Here is an 18,276-nt window from a genome sequence, read left to right as displayed (position 1 = left end):
TCTTCGCCCGGTTGCCGCTCGCTACCGGAGCGCGACCAGCGTGTCGCCGCGCTGCTCCAGCACGATCGGCCCCTCGGTGGCCATCTCCACGGGCCCGGTGTGCCCCTCCCGGTCGACCGGCACCGAGGCGACCTCCTGGCCGCTGACCTGGTCGATCACGTCCAGCCCGTCGGCGACCGGCACGAGCAGGTGCCCGGCCAGCGTGGTGCCCGCGCCGAGGGTGCCGTCCACGGTCCACAGCGGGTTGAGGTCGTTGAGCGACAGCGCGATCGTCCGCGACCCGGTGAACCAGTAGGTGTTCGCGGTGCTGGTGAAGATCGACGCCACCCGGCCGGGCGGGTCGCCGGCCAGCTCGTCCGCGGTCACCTCGACCGGGTGCTCGCCGACCAGGCTGCCGTTGTCGGCGTCGAACACCGCCAGCTTGCCGGGCGTGGCCACCGCGACCCGCGTCGACGTCAGCGCGATCACCCGGGCGCCCTTGTCCGCGAGCGCCATGCTGCTGAGGACCTGCGGTTCGTCGGACTTCTCGGGGTTCGGCTTGAGGATCGTGATCCGGTCGCCGGGGTCCTGCTGGGGGCAGCGCTCCAGCACCGCGACCTTGCCGGGCGCCACCGCGAACGAGCCGTACGTGCAGTTGGTGCGCGGCTGCTTGCCCGGGTTCACGATGGCGCGCAGGGTCCCGTACTCCAGCGACCGCACCAGGTCGTCGCGGCGGTAGACCTCGACGTACTTCTCGCCGGTGGTGAGCACGTGCGAGCCCTCGTTCAGCAGGCGGGTGCCGAACTCGGCGTCCCCGTTCCGCTGCGGGCCGCGGCTGCCGGAGGCGGTGTCGAGGGTGGTGACCTCCGAGCAGTTGGTGCTCTTGCCGTGCACGGCGAACACCCGGCCCCACGCGGTGGACACGGTGCACAGCGGCAGGTCGCGGCTGTAGCGCCAGCGCACGTCGCCGGTCAGCGCGTCGCGGCCGACCACCTCGCCGCCGTCACCGGTGACCACGACCGAGTCGAGGTTCACCGGCGCCGGGGTCGCGCCGCTGGGCGCCCGCCACACCTCGGCGAGCGCGGGCGGCAGCACGGTCACCGGCTGGAGGGGCGTGATCTGCGACGGCCCGGTCTGGCTGGTGGTGTTGCGGGCGTCGCTGGTCAGCCACACCACCAGTCCGGCGACCAGCACCGCCACCGTCACCAGCGCGACGCCGATGAAGTCACCCCTGGTGCGCCACGAGCGGGCGGGTAGCGGCTCGTCCGCGTCGTCGTGGAGGTCGGCGGGCTCTTCCAGGACGTCCTCCTCCAGGACGACCCGCCCGTTCCCCTCCGCCTGCTCCGGCTGACCCACTGCCCGGCTCCCCGTTGATCGGCGATCTGTCTGGCGGACATGCTGCCACCACGGGGAAGAGGTCGGTGTGAACCTCAGCCCATGTGAGACCCCGGCCGCCCGGTGGCCACGGCCCGGGTGGTGCCACTGCCTCAGGGTGGGGTCGCGGCTCCGCAGCTCCCTCACGGCCCGCGTGGCGAACCCGAGGCCCGAGAGCTGCGGCCCGAAAATCCCAGCCCGAGAGCCCCAGCCCCAGCCCGAGAGCCCCAGCCCGAGAGCTGCGGCCCGAGAGCCCGAGCTCCAGGACCCCAGCTCCACAACCCCAGCTCCAGGACCCCAGTCCCAGAACCCCGGCCTCATGGGTGGACCGCGGCCCGGGTGAGCCGCGGTCCTGTGGTGGTCGGCGCTCCTCACTCCATTAACCGAGTATCGGTAACGCCGTTTCCGTACATTGTCGGCCCATGATCACCCGATGGTGTGAACCAAGGGCCGTCTTACCAGGTCAAACGTCTCGTCGAGCAGGGGTGAGCCTACTCGGCCGAGGGGGTTTCCGCCGCTTCTCCACCGCCGGTGCGGCGGCGCCTGCGGCGGCGGGGACGGCTCGCGCCGCCTGCGCCATCCGTGGCGTCGGACGGGGCCTCGGCTTCGGCCGGCGCGCCCGCGGGCACCTCGCTCGGCGTGCCCTCCGCCCCTTCGGACGGCACGCCGGCGCGGCTGCGGCGACGTCGGCGGGGGCGCTTGGTCCCCTCCTCGCCCTCCGACGGGGGTGACGACGAGGACGACGACTTCGGGGTGGGCTCGTCGCCCCCCGCCTCGCCCGCGCCGCGCCCGCGGCGCTTCCGCCGGGATGCCTTCTTGTCCGACTTCAGGTTCTCCTCGGGCTCGGCGTCCAGGCCCGCCCGCGTGCGCAGGCCCAGCGGCAGCCGGCCGGTGGAGCCCGCCGGGATGTCCAGCTCGGCGAACAGGTGGTCCGACGTCGAGTACGTCTCCACCGGCTCCGGCTTGCCCAGGCCGAGGGTGTCGCTGATCATCTTCCAGCGCGGCTCCTCGTCCCAGTCCACCAGCGTGACCGCGACGCCCGTCCGCCCCGCGCGGCCCGTGCGGCCGATGCGGTGGACGTAGGTCTTCTCGTCCTCGGGGCACTGGTAGTTGATGACGTGGGTGACGCCCTCCACGTCGATGCCGCGCGCCGCCACGTCGGTGGCCACCAGCACGTCGATCTTGCCCGCCCGGAACGCCCGCAGCGCCTGCTCGCGCGCGCCCTGGCCCAGGTCGCCGTGGACGGCGGCGGCGGCGAAGCCCCGTTCGACCAGGTCGTCCGCCACCTTCTGCGCGGTGCGCTTGGTGCGGGTGAAGATCATGGACAGGCCGCGTTCGCGCGCCTGGAGCATCCGGGCCAGCAGCTCGGTCTTGTCCAGGGCGTGCGCCCGGTAGACGAACTGCTCGGTGCGCTCGTGGATCGCGCCCGCGTCGTTCTCCTCGGCCCGCACGTGCGTGGGCTGGTTGAGGAACGTCCGGGCCAGCGTGATGATCGGCCCCGGCATGGTCGCCGAGAACAGCATGGTCTGCCGCTCGTCGGGCACCATGCGCAGGATCCGCTCGATGTCGGGCAGGAAGCCCAGGTCGAGCATCTCGTCGGCCTCGTCGAGCACGAGCCCGCGCACCTTGCCGAGCACGAGGTGCCGCTGCTCGGCGAGGTCCAGGAGCCGGCCCGGGGTGCCGACGACGACGTCCACGCCCTTGCGCAGCGCCGCGATCTGCGGCTCGTACGGCCGGCCGCCGTAGATGGCCAGGACGCGCACGCCCAGGTGCTTGGCCGCGTCGGTCAGGTCGTGGGTGACCTGGAGGCACAGCTCGCGCGTCGGCACCACGACCAGCGCCTGCGGCGTGCCGTCGCCGGGCGTGGTGATGCGCTGGAGCAGCGGGATGCCGAAGCCGAGCGTCTTGCCGGTGCCCGTGCGGGCCTGGCCGATGACGTCGTCGCCCGCGAGGGCGAGCGGCAGGGTGAGCTCCTGGATGGCGAACGTCCGCTCGATGCCCGCCTCGGCGAGCGCGCGCACGATCTCCTCGCGCACGCCCAGCTCGGCGAAGGTCGGCGAGTCGGTGAGCACCGGCGTGGCGGTGGCCTCCAGCGGGTGCGAGGTGTCGTCCGCCGGGAGGCCCGCTTCGCTGTGCTCCAGGGTCACGGGGTCAACGGGGGTCTCTTCGTTCATCGCGGTCAGGGTGATCGCCTCTCTCGTACCAGCGCGCACGGCCTGTACGGGCCGCTCGACCGCGTCACCGCCGCTGGGCCGCCGAGGGCCGGGCGAGTCGCGGGAGGGGCCGGCGAGGTTTGTGCGCGCACCCTCTCCAGGCGGCACGGTGCCGCCGCAGTTCAGCCGTAGGCACCGCTGCGGGCCCCTGCTGGGCCGCGCCGCGCCGGGCGTCGAACAACCACAATACCCGGCGACCTGGACGATCGGGGCACAACGACGACGTCGCGGGTGCGGCGTGCCCGACTAGGCTCCCCGGCATGAGCGAAGCGGAGGCGGGTGGGGCGGTGGCGGCCGAGGACTTCGCCGAGGGGGTCGTGGACCTGCTCGGCGCGATCGCGTACGGCGAGCTGTCGGCGTTCGACCGGATGGCCGAGGACGCCCGCACCGCGCCCACGCTGGCCGGGCGCGCGGCGCTGTCGCGGATGGCCGCGGCCGAGATCGGGCACTACGCGCTGCTGGACGGCTACCTGGCGGAGCGGGGCCGCTCGCTGGAGGAGGCGATGCGGCCGTTCGCGGCGGGCTTCGACGCCTTCCACGCCTCCACCGCGCCACGGTCGTGGCTGGAGTCGCTGGTCAAGGCCTACGTGGGCGACGCGCTGGCGGCCGACTTCTACCGCGAGGTGGCCGAGTGGCTGGACGCGCCGACCCGGGAGCTGGTGCTGACCGTGCTGGCCGACACGGGGCACTCGGCGTTCGCCGAGCGCGAAGTCCGGGGCGCGTGCGAGGCGGACCCGAAGCTGCGCGACCGGCTCACCCTGTGGGGCCGCCGGCTGCTCGGCGAGGCGTTGACGCAGGCCCAGTACGTGGTGGCGGAGCGGGACGGGCTGGCGGAGCTGATCATCCGCGGTTCGGGGGACCTCGCGGGCATCGCCACGCTGTTCCGCCGCCTCCAGCAGAGCCACACGCGCCGCATGACCGCGCTCGGCCTCGGCTAGTGTTGGCTTCGAAAGCCATCAACGCGCGCACGGAGGTCAGCGTGGAGGTCAGGGTCGGCATCGCGGACAGCCCGCGGGAGCTCGTGGTGTCCAGCGGGCTCACCCCCGATGAGGTCGAGGCGCAGGTCGCGGACGCGCTGAAGGCGGGGTCCGGGCAGCTCGTGCTGGTCGACCAGAAGGGCGCCCGCTTCGTGGTGCCCGCGGCGCGCATCGCCTACGTGGAGATCGGTCCGAGCGACTCCCGCAGGGTCGGTTTCGTCACCGGCTGAGCCGTTCGACCGAGCAGCAGACGACCGGAAGGGCACCCGAACGGGTGCCCTTCCGCGTGTCGCGACCCGCTCGGCCGGGGCCGTTCAGCCGACCCGGAACGGCGGGGTGGAGATCCCGGCGACGCGGTAGCGCCGCCACGGGTCCGGGTCGGTCAGCGACCCGTTCGCCGAGCCCTCGGGCGTGCGCAGCAGCGCGGTCCGCGCGCCGCCCTCCACCAGCTCGGCGACCTGCTCGTTCGCCGCGACCCGGCCGTACCAGTGGTAGCGGCCGTCGATGGGCTGGAAGTGGCCGCGCAGCTCGACGCTGACCGGCACCTCCCGCCGGTCGAACACCAGGACGGCCTCACCGCTGTAGCCGTCCTCGTCGTGCCCGTGCTCCCCGTGCTCGTCGTGACCGTGCTCGTCGTGACCGTGCCCGTGCTCGGCGGCCATCACGCCTCCTCGCCGTTGACGAGCCGCAGCCGGGGCTCGGACGGCTCGCCCTCGGCGGAGAACTCCGCGGTCAGCGGCGCGTCCGGGTCGAGCTCGACGCCGGCGGAGCGCAGCAGCCCGTCGATGGCGTGCCAGATGATCGTGGTCAGGTAGTCGCTCAGGCTCGCCCGCGTCATCGACTGCCGGTCGAGCCACCAGTCGCCCGCGTTCTGCACCATGCCGACCAGCGCGTGCGCCCACGGCTCGGCGCCGCCGGAGTCCATGCCGAACGCCCGCAGGTAGTCGCCGAGCAGCCGCGCCAGCGCGTTGGCGATCATGGTCTTGTCCTCGCTGACCACGTCCTGCTCGACGGGCCGGTCCGCGAACGACGCGCGCACCACGAACCGGTACAGGTTCGGGTGCTCCTCGATGACCGACAGGTAGGCGTCGACGATCCGCTTGATCCGCACCCGGATGGGGCCCTCGTGGCCGATGGCCGGGCCGAGCTGGTCCATCAGCACTTCCGTGGCCCGCTGCCCGACCGCCAGGTACAGGTCGGACTTGTCGGTGAAGTGCCGGTAGAGCACCGGCTTGCTCACGCCCGCCTCGGCGGCGATCTCGTCCATGCCCACGTCCGGGCCGTGCTGGGCGACCGCGCGGATGGTCGCCTCGACGAACTCGGCGCGCCGCGCCTCGCGGTGGCCCTTCCACCGCTCGCGCCGCGCGTCCGTGCCGCCCTTGACAGTTCGAGCCATGTGACGCACGCTACCAGAAGTAACCGTTACCTGAAGTAACATGTACCCGATCGGGGAGGGGTCGATGACGAGGGTGTTGAAGGTCACGGACCGTGAGAAAACCGCCGAGAGGCTGCTCAACTCCTCCGCCGACAAGTCCTACGACCCCGAGGTCGACATCGACTGGTCCGCGCCGCTGGTCGACGGCCTCCGGTACACCCCGGAGCACCGCTGCTCGCTCTACGGCACCGCGCTGTGGGACCGGATGAGCCCCGAGCAGCGGATCGACCTGTCCCGGCACGAGGTCGCCAGCATCGCGTCCGTCGGCCTGTGGTTCGAGATCCTGCTGATGCGGATGCTGCTCAAGGAGGTCTACCGCTCGGACCCGACGAGCAGGCACGCGCAGTACGCGCTGACCGAGGTCGCCGACGAGTGCCGGCACTCCACGATGTTCGCGCGCATGGTCGAGCGCATCGGCTGCCCGCCCTACGGGCCCCGCCCGCACACCTACCAGCTGGGCAAGCTGCTGCCGGTGATCGGCTACGGCCCCGCCCTGTACGGGTCGATCCTGGTCGCCGAGGAGGTCCTGGACCGGCTCCAGCGCGAGACCATGGCCGACGAGTCCGTGCAGCCGCTGGTGCGCATGGTCAACCGCATCCACGTGCTGGAGGAGGCGCGCCACGTGCGGTTCGCCCGCGAGGAGGTCGTGCGCGGCGTGGCGCGGCTGACCCGCAAGGAACTGCCGTACCAGCGGTGGCTGCTCGCCACCACGTCCATGTTCGTCACCCGGTCGCTGGTCCACCCGGACGTGTACGCCGCCGTCGGCCTGGACCGGGACGAGGCGCACCGGGCGGCCCTGGGCAACCCGCACTGGCAGGAGACGATCCGCTGGTCGGGCGAGCGCATCATGAAGTTCCTGGACGAGGTCGGCCTCGTCGGCAAGCCGGGGACGCGCGCGTGGCGCCGGTCCTTCCTCCTCGGATGAGCGCGCCGGTGAGGGCCTTCGCCACCTCGGACGGCGCCGAGCTGCACGTGGTGGACACCGGTCCGCGCGACGCGACGACCACGACCGTGCTCGTGCACGGCTGGACCCTCGACCACACCTCGTGGGACGAGGTCGCGCGGGACCTGCCCGGCCGCGTGCTGCGCTACGACCTGCGCGGGCACGGCCGCTCCGCGCCCGCGCCGCCGGGCTCGGCCACCATCTCCCGGTGCGCCGACGACCTGGCCGAGCTGATCGCGGAGCACGTGCCCGAGGGGCGGGTCGTGCTGGTCGGGCACTCGATGGGCGGCATGACGATCATGGCGCTGGCCGAGCAGCACCCCGAACTGGTCGACCGGGTCGCGGGCGTGGTCCTGGTCGCCACCTCTTCGGGTGAACTCGCGGGCACGACGCTGGGCCTGCCCGACCCGCTCGGGCGGGTGTTCCAGGCGGGGGAGAGGGCGCTGAACCGGCGGATCGCCCGGTCCCGGCAGCCGCGGCTGCTCAAGCGCGCCGGCGCGGCGCGGCCGGGCCTGCGCTGGCTGTTGTTCGGCGAGCGGCCGTCGCGGCGGCACGTCGCGATGACGGCGACCATGGTCGGGCGGTGCCACCCGGTGACCATGGTGGCGTTCCGGGACTCGCTCGACGAGCACGACCGGCGCAAGGCGCTGGCCGAGTTGGCGCGGGTCCCGGCGGTGGTGCTGGCGGGCACGGAGGACCGCCTCACGCCGCTGCGGCACGCCCGGGTCATCGCCGACGAGCTGCCCCACGCCGAACTGGTCGTCCACCCCGGCGCCGGGCACATGCTGCCGCTGGAGCGGGCCGGCGAGGTCACGGCGCGCATCAAGGCGCTGCTACCCCCGGAGACGCAACCACGCACGAGGTGACCACCACGCGAGGCCGCGTCGGCAGGTCGCGCCTGATTTCCCGACGATCGAAGAGCGTGATCGCCGGGAAATGAGGCGCGACCTGCCGACTTCCAGGCGGCCGAGCCGAGCCGGCGGAGCCGGCTCAATGATGCAGCGGGAATCCGCCGCCTATTCCCTTCCACGCCAGGGTGGAGATCAGCGAGACCGCGTCCTCCTTGGGCACCTGGCGGTCGTCCGCCAGCCACGCCCGCGCCGTCACCTGCGACAACCCCACCAGGCCCACGGCCAGCAGCCGCGCCCGGTGCTCGTCCAGGCCGGTGTCGGCGGTGATGGTCTCGGTGATCGCGTCCACGCTGTCCGTCGTCGCCCGCTCCACGGCCTGCGCCACGGCGGGCTCGCCCCGCAGGTCGGACTCGAAGACCATCCGGAACGCCTGGCCCTCGCCGTCCACGAAGTCGTAGAACGCGCCGACCGTCGCCTTGACCCGCTGCTTGTTGTCCGTGGTGGACTCCAGCGCGCTGCGCACCCGGTTCACCAGCTCGTCCACGTGGGACTCCAGGAGCGCCATGTAGAGCTCCAGCTTCCCGGGGAAGTGCTGGTAGAGCACCGGCTTGCTGACGCCGGCGCGCTCGGCGATCTCGTCCATCGCGGCGGCGTGGTAGCCGTTGGACACGAACACGTCCTGCGCCGCGGCCAGCAGTTGGGCGCGCCGGGCCGTGCGGGGGAGCCGAACGCCCCGTCCCGCGGCGCCGCCGTGGTGCCCGACCGCAGTCTGGGCCGTCTCCGTCATGGTGCCTCCAGCCAACACACATCATCGCGGAACCGGTGAGGGGTTGCCCCCGCCGGCTCGTCGGCAACCTTACTCGCTGGTAGGAGCGATCCGGGAAAGCTCCTCGTTTCACGGGGCGTCCGGGCAGGCATCCTGGGGTCGTGACCGAGACCTTGGAGGCGAGCAGAGCCGCCATCACCCACGTACCCCTGTCCGCCGCGCCCCTACCACCGCTGGACACAACGATCGGACCGTGGCCGGGTGACTACGCCGAGGTCGCGGGGCACCGCGTGCACGTCCGGCGCACCCCGGGGGAAGGGACGCGGACGGCCGTCTACGTCCACGGCCTCGGCGGCTCGTCGACGAACTGGACCGACCTGGCCGCCCAGCTGGCCGGGCACGCGGAGGGGCACGCCCTCGACCTGCCCGGGTTCGGCCGCTCCGAGCCGATCAACGGTTACGACTTCCGGATGCTCACCCACGCGCAGGTGGTCATCGGCTACATCGAGTCGCTCGACGCCGGCCCGGTGGACCTGTTCGGCAACTCCATGGGCGGCGCGATCACCCTCATGGTGGCCGCGTCCCGGCCCGACCTGGTGAGGACGCTGACGCTGGTCTCGCCCGCAGTGCCCGACCTGCGGCTGAGCCTGCGCCGGGTGTCGGACCGCCGGCTGCCGCTGGCGTTCCTGCCGGTCGTCAGCGCGCGCGTGCGGCAGCAGCTCGCCTCCCTGACGCCGCGCGAGCGCACCCACCAGATGCTGCGCCTCTGCTTCGCCGACCCCTCCGCCGTGCCCGACAACCGCATCCGGCAGAGCGAGGACGAGTACACCGAGCGGTCCGCGCAGGCGTGGGCGGGCAACGCGCTCAACCGCAGCACGATCGAGCTGATCCGCACCTGGCTGGTGCCCCGGTCGAAGTCGATGTGGCTGCTGCCGCCGAAGGTCACCGCGCCGGTGCTGGTCATCTGGGGCACGGAGGACAGGCTGGTCAGCGTGCGCAAGGCGCCCCGGGTCGCCAGGCTGATGCCGCGCGGGCGGCTGCTGGTGCTGCCGGGCACCGGGCACGTGGCGCAGATGGAGCGCCCGGTGTCCGCGGCCCGCGCCGTGCTGGGCATGTGGGAGGCGGCCGACCGGGGCGAATGGTGAGGTGGATCGGTTCAGCGCCCAGCTCACCGGGGTCGGGCCGATCAACGCGGTTGTGGCACCCTGGTGGGCGTGAACCGGACGACGCAGGGCTCGGCGCCCGCCGGGGGGTCCCCCCCGGGTGACCGGCCGTCGCTGTCCGAGGACCGCTACCGCCGGGGCGCGCGGCGCACCGGCGCCGAGCCGCTGGCCGCCTCGTGGGAACCCGCGGGCCGCAGGCCGCGCAGGCGCCGCCGCGGGGTGAAGGGCCTGGTCGCGAACTACGGCTGGCGGATCTACGCGGTGCCGGTGCTGCTGGTGCTGACCGCGCTGGTCGTGCTGGACACCGCCACGCCGGGCGGCACCGGGACGACCACCGCGGCGGACGGCGGCGAGACCGCCGACCGGCTCGCGCCCGTCACCCCCGCCACGCCCGCGGCCAGCGAGAAGCCGCCGGCGGACATCGACCTGAAGAACTTCCCGACCGCCGTGCTGCCCGAGGGGCCCAGGTACTCCGAGCAGGGCGCGGGCACGTGGCAGGTCGTGCCCGGCCGGACCGACAAGGTCGGCGAGGGCAGGCTCTACCGGTACAACATCGCCATCGAGGACGGCGTCGACCCCGCCGACTACGGCGGCGACCGCGACTCGTTCGCGCGCACCGTCGACTCGTTCCTGTCCGACCCGCGCAGCTGGGTGGGCACCGGCCAGACCGCGATGCAGCGCGTCGAGGGCGACGACGTCGACTTCACCATCAGCCTCACCACCACCGGCACCACGCACGCCATCTGCGGCTACTCGATCCAGTTCGAGTCCTCGTGCTGGCACGAGCCGACCGGCCGGGTGATCATCAACGTGGCGCGCTGGGTGCGCGGCGGCAAGGTCTACAACAACGACATCACGGCCTACCGCACGTACGCCATCAACCACGAGGTCGGGCACGTGCTGGACCACCCGCACGTGGGCTGCGCGGAGAACGGCAAGGCCGCGCCGGTGATGATGCAGCAGTCCTTCGGCGTGGCCAACGACTACGTCGCGCAGCTCAACTCGGTGCCCGGCGGCGACAGCGGCGCCGTGCCCGCCGACGGCAAGGTGTGCACGCCCAACCCGTTCCCGGTGTCCCCCTAGCGGGCTTCCCGAGGCGTGGGACGACTTCCCGCGCGGGAAGACGCCGGTGCAGGCTGGTGTTGTCCGTCGGTAGAGGACATGTTTCGTCGAGGAGGACTCAGATGGCGCTTCCGCCGCTCGTGGAGCCCGCAGCGGAGCTGACCAAGGAAGAAGTGGCGCGGTACAGCCGCCACCTGATCATCCCCGACGTCGGGGTCGACGGGCAGAAGCGGCTGAAGAACGCGAAGGTCCTGGTCGTCGGCGCGGGCGGGCTGGGCAGCCCGGCCCTGCTGTACCTGGCCGCGGCGGGCGTCGGCACGCTCGGCGTGGTCGACTTCGACGTGGTCGACGAGTCGAACCTCCAGCGCCAGGTCATCCACGGCCAGTCCGACGTCGGCAGGCCCAAGGCCGAGTCGGCGCGGGACTCGGTCGCCGAGATCAACCCGTTCGTGAAGGTGGTGCTGCACCAGACCCACCTGAACTCGGGCAACGCGCTCGACATCTTCCGGGACTACGACCTGATCCTGGACGGCACGGACAACTTCGCCACCCGGTACCTGGTCAACGACGCCGCCGTGCTGCTGGGCAAGCCGTACGTGTGGGGCTCGATCTTCCGGTTCGAGGGCCAGGTCAGCGTGTTCTGGGAGGACGCGCCGGACGGGCAGGGCCTGAACTACCGCGACCTCTACCCGGAGCCGCCGCCGCCCGGCATGGTGCCGTCGTGCGCCGAGGGCGGCGTGCTGGGCGTGCTGTGCGCGTCGATCGGCTCGATCATGGTGACCGAGGCGATCAAGCTGCTGACCGGCATCGGCGACCCGCTGCTCGGCCGGCTCATGGTCTACGACGCCCTGGAGATGTCCTACCGGACCATCAGGATCCGCAAGGACCCGGAGAGCCCGAAGATCACCGAGCTGATCGACTACGAGGCGTTCTGCGGCGTGGTCTCCGACGAGGCCCAGCAGGCCGCGGCGGGCAGCACCATCACCCCGCTGGAGCTGAAGCAGAAGCAGGACGCGGGTGACGACTTCCTGCTCGTCGACGTCCGCGAGCCGCACGAGTACGAGATCGTGAAGATCCCGGGCTCGGTGCTGGTCCCGAAGGACCGGATCCTGTCGGGCGAGGCGTTCGCGGAGCTGCCGCAGGACAAGCCGCTGGTGCTGCACTGCAAGTCGGGCGCGCGTTCGGCGGAGGCGCTGGCCGCGCTGCACCGGGCCGGGTTCAAGGACGCGGTGCACGTCGGCGGCGGCGTGCTGGCGTGGGCCCGCGAGGTCGACCCGAGCCTGCCGACCTACTGAGCCCCCCTTGACCTCGGCCCCCGCCACCGGGGCCGCCCTCGCCGGCGGCCCCGGTGGCGAGGCGCGGTCGCGGGGTCCGGCGGCGTCGGCGGCCCACGGGGTTACCCGCCGGGGTCGCATGGAGAACGCGGAGGTGGGCGCGATGTCGGTGACCCTGATCACAACGCGCACGCCGTTGCTGAAACCGCATTATTGCGGTTAGGCCGAATGCGTGGACACCACAGGTTGCCGTCGCGAGGTCCACCACCGAGACGGCCGGTGCAGGTAGCGTGCCGGCCGTGAACCCGTCTCCGGAGCCGCCACCGTCGCACGTGCGCGCCGCGTTCGGCGCGCGGGACGCCGAACCGGAGCTGATCGACGGCGGCCCGGTCTGGAAGTGCGGCGACGCGGCCGTCCGGCCCGCGGGCAAACCCGCCGAGGCCACCTGGGTCGCCAAGACCCTCGACGCGCTCGACGTCGACGACCTGCGCGTGGCCAGGCCCCTCCGGTCCACCGACGGCCGCTACGTGGTCGGCGGCTGGGCGGCCACCAAGTACCTGTCCGGCCGCGCCGAGCCCCGGCACGACGAGGTCGTCGAGGTCGCCGTCAAGCTCCACCGGGCCACCGCCGGGCTGCCCAGGCCGAGGTTCCTCGACGCCCGCGCCGACCTGTTCGCCACCGCCGACCGCCACGCGTGGGAGGAGGGCGACGCCGACCTCGACCCCGACCTGGGCGGGCGGCTGTTCGAGCGGTACGCGGCGGAGCGCAAGCCCGTCGCGCTGCGCCCGCAGGTCGTGCACGGCGACCTGTTCGGCAACGTGCTGTTCGCGGGCGACGCGCCGCCCGCCATCATCGACTTCACCGCCTACTGGCGACCCGCGCCCTACGGCGCCGCGGTCGTCGTGGTCGACGCGCTCGCGTGGGGCGGCGCCGACCAGGGCATCCTGGGCCGGTGGGCCCACCTGGAGGAGTGGCCGCAGGTCCTGCTGCGAGCCGTCCTGTTCCGCCTCGCGGTGCACGCCCTGCACCCCCGGTCGGGCCCGCGCTCGCTGGTCGGGTTGGAGCGCGCCGCCGCGCGGGTGGCCGAGCTGCTGTGACCTCACCCGGCGACCGCCGGCGCTGAGCAGTCAAGTTCGCGTGGATGAAACATCGCGCGTTCTGCCGTTAACAGCCCCTTCTTACCGTCGGCCACGTGACCGACTCGACCGCCGCCGGCCTGCCCGTGCTCGACGCACCCCGCGCGAAAGCGATCGGGGTCGACACGCACTGCCCCTACTGCGCGCTCCAGTGCGCGATGACCATCACCGACGGCGCGGTGTCGCCGCGGGAGTTCCCGACCAACCGCGGCGGCCTGTGCCAGAAGGGCTGGACCTCCGCCGAGCTGCTCACCTCGCCCGCCCGGCTGACCACGCCGCTGGTCCGCCGCGACGGCGTGCTCCAGCCCGCCACCTGGGACGAGGCCCTCGACCTGGTGGCCGACCGGCTGGCCGGGCTGCGCGCGGAGCACGGCCCCGACGCGGTCGGCGTGTTCGGCGGCGGCGGGCTCACCAACGAGAAGTCCTACCTGCTCGGCAAGTTCGCCAGGGTCGCCCTGGGCACCTCGCAGATCGACTACAACGGCCGGTTCTGCATGTCCAGCGCCGCCGCCGCGGGCCTGCGGGCGTTCGGCCTGGACCGCGGCATGCCGTTCCCGGTCACCGACCTCGACCGCGCGGACGCCGTGCTGCTCGTCGGCGGCAACCCGGCGGAGACCATGCCGCCGTTCGTGCAGCACCTCAAGGGCGCCGAGCTGATCGTGGTCGACCCGCGCCGCACGGCGACCGCCGAGCTGGCCACCCTGCACCTCCAGTCCGCGCCGGGCACCGACCTGGCGCTCGCGCTGGGCCTGCTGCACACCGCGGTCGCCGACGGGCACCTGGACCGGGAGTACCTGGACGGGCGCACCACCGGCTTCGACGACGCCTGGCGGATCGCCGCCACCTGGTGGCCCGAACGGGTGGAGCGGGTCACCGGCGTGCCGGTCGCCGACCAGCGGGCCGCCGTGCGGATGCTCGCCGAGGCGGACAACGCCTACGTGCTCACCGGCCGGGGCGCCGAGCAGCACTCCAGCGGCGCGGACACCGTGTCGGCGTGGATCAACCTGGCCCTGTCGCTGGGCCTGCCCGGCCGACGCGGCTCCGGCTACGGCTGCCTCACCGGCCAGGGCAACGGCCAGGGCGGCCGGGAGCACGGCCAGAAGGCCGACCAGCTCCCCGGCTACCGCAAGATCGACGACCCGGCGGCCCGCGAGCACGTCATGGGCGTCTGGGGCGTCGACGACCTGCCCGGCCCCGGCAGGTCCGCCTACGAGCTGCTCGACGCGCTCGGCCAACCCGGCGGTCCCCGGGCGCTGCTGGTGTTCGGCAGCAACGTCGTGGTCTCCGCGCCCCGCGCCGGGCACGTCGCCGACCGGCTGGCGGCGCTGGACCTGCTGGTGGTGTGCGACCTGGTGCTGTCGGAGACGGCCGCGGTCGCCGACGTGGTGCTGCCGGTCACCCAGTGGGCCGAGGAGGGCGGCACCATGACCAACCTGGAGGGCCGGGTCCTGCTGCGGCAGCGGGCCGTGCCCGTGCCCGAGGGCGTGCGCAGCGACCTCGACGTGCTCCAGGGCCTGGCCACCCGGCTCGGGCAGCCCGCCGAGCGGTTCCCCACCGAGCCCGAGGTGGTGTTCGAGGAGCTGCGCCGGGCCTCCGCGGGCGGCGCGGCCGACTACTCCGGCGTCACCTACGAGCGGCTGCGCGCCGGCGAGGCGCTGCACTGGCCCGTCGTCGACCGCAGCACGCCGCGGGTCTTCCTCGACCGCTTCGCCCACCCCGACGGCCGGGCCCGGTTCACGCCGGTCGAGCACCGCGGCCCCGCCGAGCTGCCCGACGCCGACTACCCGCTCCAGGCCACCACCGGCCGGGTGCTCCAGCACTACCAGTCCGGCGCGCAGACCCGGCTGGTGGCCGAGCTGAACGCCGCCGAACCCGAGGCCTACGTGGAGGTCCACCCGGACACCGCGGCCCGCGCGGGCCTGCGCGACGGCGACCCCGCGGCCGTGGTGTCGCGGCGCGGCCGGACCGCGGCGCGGGTGCGCTGCGTGCCGTCCATGCGGATCGACGTCGTGTTCCTGCCCTTCCACTACGCCGGCGACGGCCGGGCCAACCTGCTGACCAACCCGGTGCTGGACCCGACCAGCCGGATGCCCGAGTTCAAGGTGTGCGCGGTCCGATTGGAGACGGTATGAGGAACGTTGTCGTCGTGGGCTACGGCATGGCCGGGGCCCGGCTGGCCGACGAGATCCGCCGTCGCGACCCCGGCGCCGAACGGGTCGCGGTGACCGTGCTGGGCGCCGAGGGGCACCCCGCCTACAACCGGGTGCTGCTGTCCAGCGTGGTGGCCGGGTCGCTGACGGCGGACGCGGTGCGGCTCCACGACACCGACTGGGCCGCCCGCCACTCCGTCGACCTGCGGCTCAACGAGGCCGTCACCAAGATCGACCGCACCCGGCGCGTGGTGCACGTGGGCGACGGCGAGGTGCCCTACGACGCGCTGGTCCTGGCCACGGGCGCGCGTTCGTGGGTGCCGCCGACCGAGGGGCTGCTCGACGGCAACGGCGAGCTCGCGCCCGGCGTGGTGGCGTTCCGGTCGCTGGACGACTGCGCCCTGATCGTGGAGAAGGCGTCGCCGGGCACCCCGGTCGCGGTCATCGGCGGCGGCCTGCTCGGCCTGGAGGCCGCCCGCGGCCTGGCCGGCCGGGGCTGCCTGGTCACCGTGGTGCACCCGGTCGGCCACCTCATGGAGCGCCAGCTCGACCCCGGCGCGGGCCGCGTGCTCGCCAAGACCCTCGAAGGGCTCGGCATCGAGTTCCGCCTCGGCGCGCTGGCCGGGCGGTACGTGCCGGGCGAGGGCCTGGAGCTCGACGACGGCACGCACGTGCCCGCCGACCTGGTCGTGGTGTCCGCGGGCGTGCGGGCCGAGACGGCGCTGGCCGAGCAGGCGGGCCTGGCGGTCGACCGGGGCGTCCTGGTCGACGACGCGCTGCGCACCAGCGACCCGCGCGTGCACGCCATCGGCGACTGCGCCCAGCACGTCGGCACGGTGTCCGGCCTGGTCCAGCCCGCGTGGGAGCAGGCGGCCGTGCTCGCCGACCGGCTCACCGGCGTCGCGCCCGCCGCCCGCTACGCGGGCACCACCGTCGTGACCAGGCTCAAGGCCCGCGACGTCGACCTGGCCGCGCTGGGCGACGTGCACGTGGACGTGGACTGCCCGGACGCCGAGGTGCTGTGCTTCCAGGACCCGGCGCGCGGCCGCTACGCCAAGCTGGTGCTGCGCGACGACCGGGTGACCGGCGCGATCGTGCTCGGCGCGCCCGACGCCGCGGCGGCCATCACCCAGCTCTACGACCGCGGCCTGCCCGCACCGACCGACCGCCTGGCCCTGCTGCTGGGCCGCGCCCTGCCCACCGGCGGCGGCGTCGAGGCCAGCCCCGCCGACCTGCCCGCGTCCGCCGTGGTCTGCCGTTGCAACACGGTCAGCAAGGGGCAGCTGGTCGGCGCCTGGCGGGCGGGCGCCACCACGGTGTCGGCGATCGCCGACGCCACCAGGGCGAGCACCGGCTGCGGCGGCTGCAAGGACGCGGTGTGCGGCATCGTCGACTGGCTCGCCGCCTCACAGCCGCAGCCGGCGTGATGTGCGCGGGAGTTGTCGGCCGCGACACCTCTTCCAACGCGGGGGTAATAGGCCGTTCCTACCGTTCCCACCAGTGGAATCCGGTGTCCGGGAGGGTCCAATGAGCACGGTGGTGGAGACCGAGACCGAGGCCGTTGCGCCGCGGGAGAAGCGCGGCGGGCGGTGGATCGAGCACTGGGAGCCGGAGGACCCGGCTTTCTGGGAGCGCACCGGGAAGCGCGTGGCGCGCAAGAACCTGGTGTTCTCGATCCTGGCGGAGAACCTGGGCTTCACGGTGTGGAGCCTGATGAGCATCGTGGTGGTCAGCCTCGGCCCCGTCGGGTTCGACTTCTCGGTGGGTCAGCAGTTCTGGCTGCTGATCGTGCCCAACCTGGTCGGCGCGGTGCTGCGCATCCCCTACACGTTCGCGGTGCCGCGCTTCGGCGGCCGGGCGTGGACCACGATCAGCGCCAGCCTCCTGCTGATCCCGTGCACCATGCTGATCGTCGCGGTGGCGAACCCGGGCACGCCCTATTGGTTCTTCCTGCTCACCTCGGCCGCCATGGGCTTCGGCGGCGGCAACTTCTCGTCCTCCATGGCGAACATCTCGTTCTTCTACCCGGAGGGCAAGAAGGGCCTGGCGCTGGGCCTGAACGCGGCGGGCGGCAACCTCGGCGTGGCGATGGTGCAGCTGGTCGTGCCGATGGTCATCACCCTCGGCGCGGGCGTGAACCTCGCCTACGCGGCCGCGTTCTGGATGCCGTTCGTCGTGGTCGCCGCGGCCTGCTCGTGGTTCCTCATGGACAGCCTGGTGCAGGCCAGGCCGGACGGCACCTCCTACAAGAAGGCGCTGTCCAACAAGCACACCTGGGTGATGTCGTTCCTGTACATCGGCACGTTCGGCTCGTTCATCGGCTTCTCGTTCGCGTTCCCGTCGCTGATCAAGCTGAGCTTCGTCGACCACAGGGGCTTCGTCGCGCTGGCCTTTCTGGGCGCCCTGATCGGCTCGGTGAGCAGGCCGTTCGGCGGGTGGCTCTCCGACCGGTTCGGCGGCGCGCGGATCACCCTGCTGACCTTCCTCGGCCTCGCGGTCGGCACGGTCGGCGTGCTGATCAGCACCGAGGTCGGCAGCTTCGGGCTGTTCTTCGGCTCGTTCATCTGGCTGTTCGTGCTGGCCGGCGTCGGCAACGGCTCCACCTACCGGATGATCCCGGCGATCTTCGCCACGCAGGTGGAGGACCTCGCCTCGGCCAAGCGGCAGGCCGCCGCGGTGGTCGGCATCGCGGGCGCGGTCGGCGCGTTCGGCGGCGTGCTGGTCAACCTGGTGTTCAAGTTCTCGCTGGAGGGCAGCGGGACGCTCGCGCCCGCCCTCGCGGCGTTCCTGGTGTTCTACGCGCTGTGCGTGACCACGACCTGGTGGTTCTACCTGCGTCGACGCGTTTTCGTCCGGGTGCCGAGCCTCGCGTACGCGGGCGTCTGACGCACACCGCGCTGACGTGCGGCGTGAGCCTGCTTTAACCCCTGCGAAACATTCGCGACCTTGGCAC

16 protein-coding genes are annotated in these 18,276 nt (G+C 73.2%); 11 read left to right on the top strand and 5 right to left on the bottom strand.

The window, feature by feature from the left end:
- Window positions 1-21 precede the first annotated feature (21 nt).
- Window positions 22-1,335 (bottom strand): Rv3212 family protein, encoded by a 1,314-nt coding sequence (locus ABD223_RS34715; RefSeq protein WP_344040969.1) that lies wholly within the window; start codon window positions 1,333-1,335, stop codon window positions 22-24.
- A 509-nt stretch (window positions 1,336-1,844) separates the two neighbouring features.
- Complete coding sequence (locus ABD223_RS34710; protein ID WP_344040968.1) at window positions 1,845-3,527, bottom strand: DEAD/DEAH box helicase; 1,683 nt, start codon at window positions 3,525-3,527, stop codon at window positions 1,845-1,847.
- A 299-nt stretch (window positions 3,528-3,826) separates the two neighbouring features.
- Between ABD223_RS34710 and ABD223_RS34705 the strand changes: the two genes are divergently transcribed.
- Both ABD223_RS34705 and ABD223_RS34700 read left to right on the top strand, forming a co-directional pair.
- Window positions 3,827-4,504, top strand: coding sequence for a ferritin-like fold-containing protein (locus tag ABD223_RS34705; RefSeq protein ID WP_344040967.1), 678 nt, complete (start codon window positions 3,827-3,829; stop codon window positions 4,502-4,504).
- Between the two features lie 41 nt (window positions 4,505-4,545).
- The gene (locus tag ABD223_RS34700; protein WP_344040966.1) at window positions 4,546-4,773 is read left to right on the top strand and encodes a DUF3107 domain-containing protein; all 228 of its coding nucleotides are present in this window, start codon (window positions 4,546-4,548) and stop codon (window positions 4,771-4,773) included.
- 84 nt (window positions 4,774-4,857) lie between these two features.
- On the opposite strand, the gene ABD223_RS34695 is transcribed toward ABD223_RS34700, so the two are convergent.
- Together ABD223_RS34695 and ABD223_RS34690 are read right to left on the bottom strand one after the other, a co-directional pair.
- Entirely contained in the window at window positions 4,858-5,205 is a 348-nt protein-coding gene (locus ABD223_RS34695; protein WP_344040965.1) for a DUF4873 domain-containing protein, read from the bottom strand.
- Entirely contained in the window at window positions 5,205-5,939 is a 735-nt protein-coding gene (locus ABD223_RS34690; protein ID WP_344040964.1) for a TetR/AcrR family transcriptional regulator, read from the bottom strand. Before ABD223_RS34690 ends, ABD223_RS34695 begins: the two co-directional genes overlap by 1 nt.
- A gap of 64 nt (window positions 5,940-6,003) precedes the next feature.
- Between ABD223_RS34690 and ABD223_RS34685 the strand changes: the two genes are divergently transcribed.
- Window positions 6,004-6,903 (top strand): AurF N-oxygenase family protein, encoded by a 900-nt coding sequence (locus ABD223_RS34685; RefSeq protein WP_344040963.1) that lies wholly within the window; start codon window positions 6,004-6,006, stop codon window positions 6,901-6,903.
- Entirely contained in the window at window positions 6,900-7,787 is an 888-nt protein-coding gene (locus tag ABD223_RS34680; protein ID WP_344040962.1) for an alpha/beta fold hydrolase, read from the top strand. The genes ABD223_RS34685 and ABD223_RS34680 overlap by 4 nt, the downstream gene beginning before the upstream one ends.
- Window positions 7,788-7,911: 124 nt before the next feature.
- On the opposite strand, the gene ABD223_RS34675 is transcribed toward ABD223_RS34680, so the two are convergent.
- Window positions 7,912-8,559 carry a TetR/AcrR family transcriptional regulator gene (locus tag ABD223_RS34675; protein WP_344040961.1) on the bottom strand — a complete coding sequence of 216 codons (648 nt, stop codon included), beginning with the start codon at window positions 8,557-8,559 and terminating at the stop codon, window positions 7,912-7,914.
- Between the two features lie 140 nt (window positions 8,560-8,699).
- Here ABD223_RS34675 and ABD223_RS34670 point away from each other — a divergent pair, with 140 nt between their 5' ends.
- From ABD223_RS34670 to ABD223_RS34640, 7 genes are all read left to right on the top strand, one after another.
- Window positions 8,700-9,683, top strand: coding sequence for an alpha/beta fold hydrolase (locus ABD223_RS34670; protein ID WP_344040960.1), 984 nt, complete (start codon window positions 8,700-8,702; stop codon window positions 9,681-9,683).
- Between the two features lie 69 nt (window positions 9,684-9,752).
- Complete coding sequence (locus ABD223_RS34665) at window positions 9,753-10,784, top strand: DUF3152 domain-containing protein (protein WP_344040959.1); 1,032 nt, start codon at window positions 9,753-9,755, stop codon at window positions 10,782-10,784.
- A 101-nt stretch (window positions 10,785-10,885) separates the two neighbouring features.
- Window positions 10,886-12,058 (top strand): adenylyltransferase/sulfurtransferase MoeZ, encoded by a 1,173-nt coding sequence (moeZ, locus tag ABD223_RS34660; protein ID WP_344040958.1) that lies wholly within the window; start codon window positions 10,886-10,888, stop codon window positions 12,056-12,058.
- 278 nt (window positions 12,059-12,336) lie between these two features.
- Window positions 12,337-13,134, top strand: a complete 798-nt coding sequence (locus ABD223_RS34655) for a TIGR02569 family protein (protein ID WP_344040957.1) — start codon at window positions 12,337-12,339, stop codon at window positions 13,132-13,134.
- Window positions 13,135-13,331: 197 nt separating this feature from the next.
- Entirely contained in the window at window positions 13,332-15,305 is a 1,974-nt protein-coding gene (locus tag ABD223_RS34650) for a molybdopterin oxidoreductase family protein (protein WP_344041019.1), read from the top strand.
- Window positions 15,302-16,750, top strand: coding sequence for an FAD-dependent oxidoreductase (locus tag ABD223_RS34645; RefSeq protein WP_344040956.1), 1,449 nt, complete (start codon window positions 15,302-15,304; stop codon window positions 16,748-16,750). Before ABD223_RS34650 ends, ABD223_RS34645 begins: the two co-directional genes overlap by 4 nt.
- Before the next feature lie 100 nt (window positions 16,751-16,850).
- On the top strand, window positions 16,851-18,209 hold the full coding sequence (locus ABD223_RS34640) for an MFS transporter (RefSeq protein ID WP_344040955.1): 1,359 nt from the start codon (window positions 16,851-16,853) through the stop codon (window positions 18,207-18,209).
- Window positions 18,210-18,276: the final 67 nt, after the last annotated feature.

It is taken from the genome of Saccharothrix xinjiangensis (assembly GCF_039527585.1).
GTDB classification, from domain to species: domain Bacteria; phylum Actinomycetota; class Actinomycetes; order Mycobacteriales; family Pseudonocardiaceae; genus Actinosynnema; species Actinosynnema xinjiangensis.
This window is presented reverse-complemented; position numbering and strand designations above follow the sequence as displayed.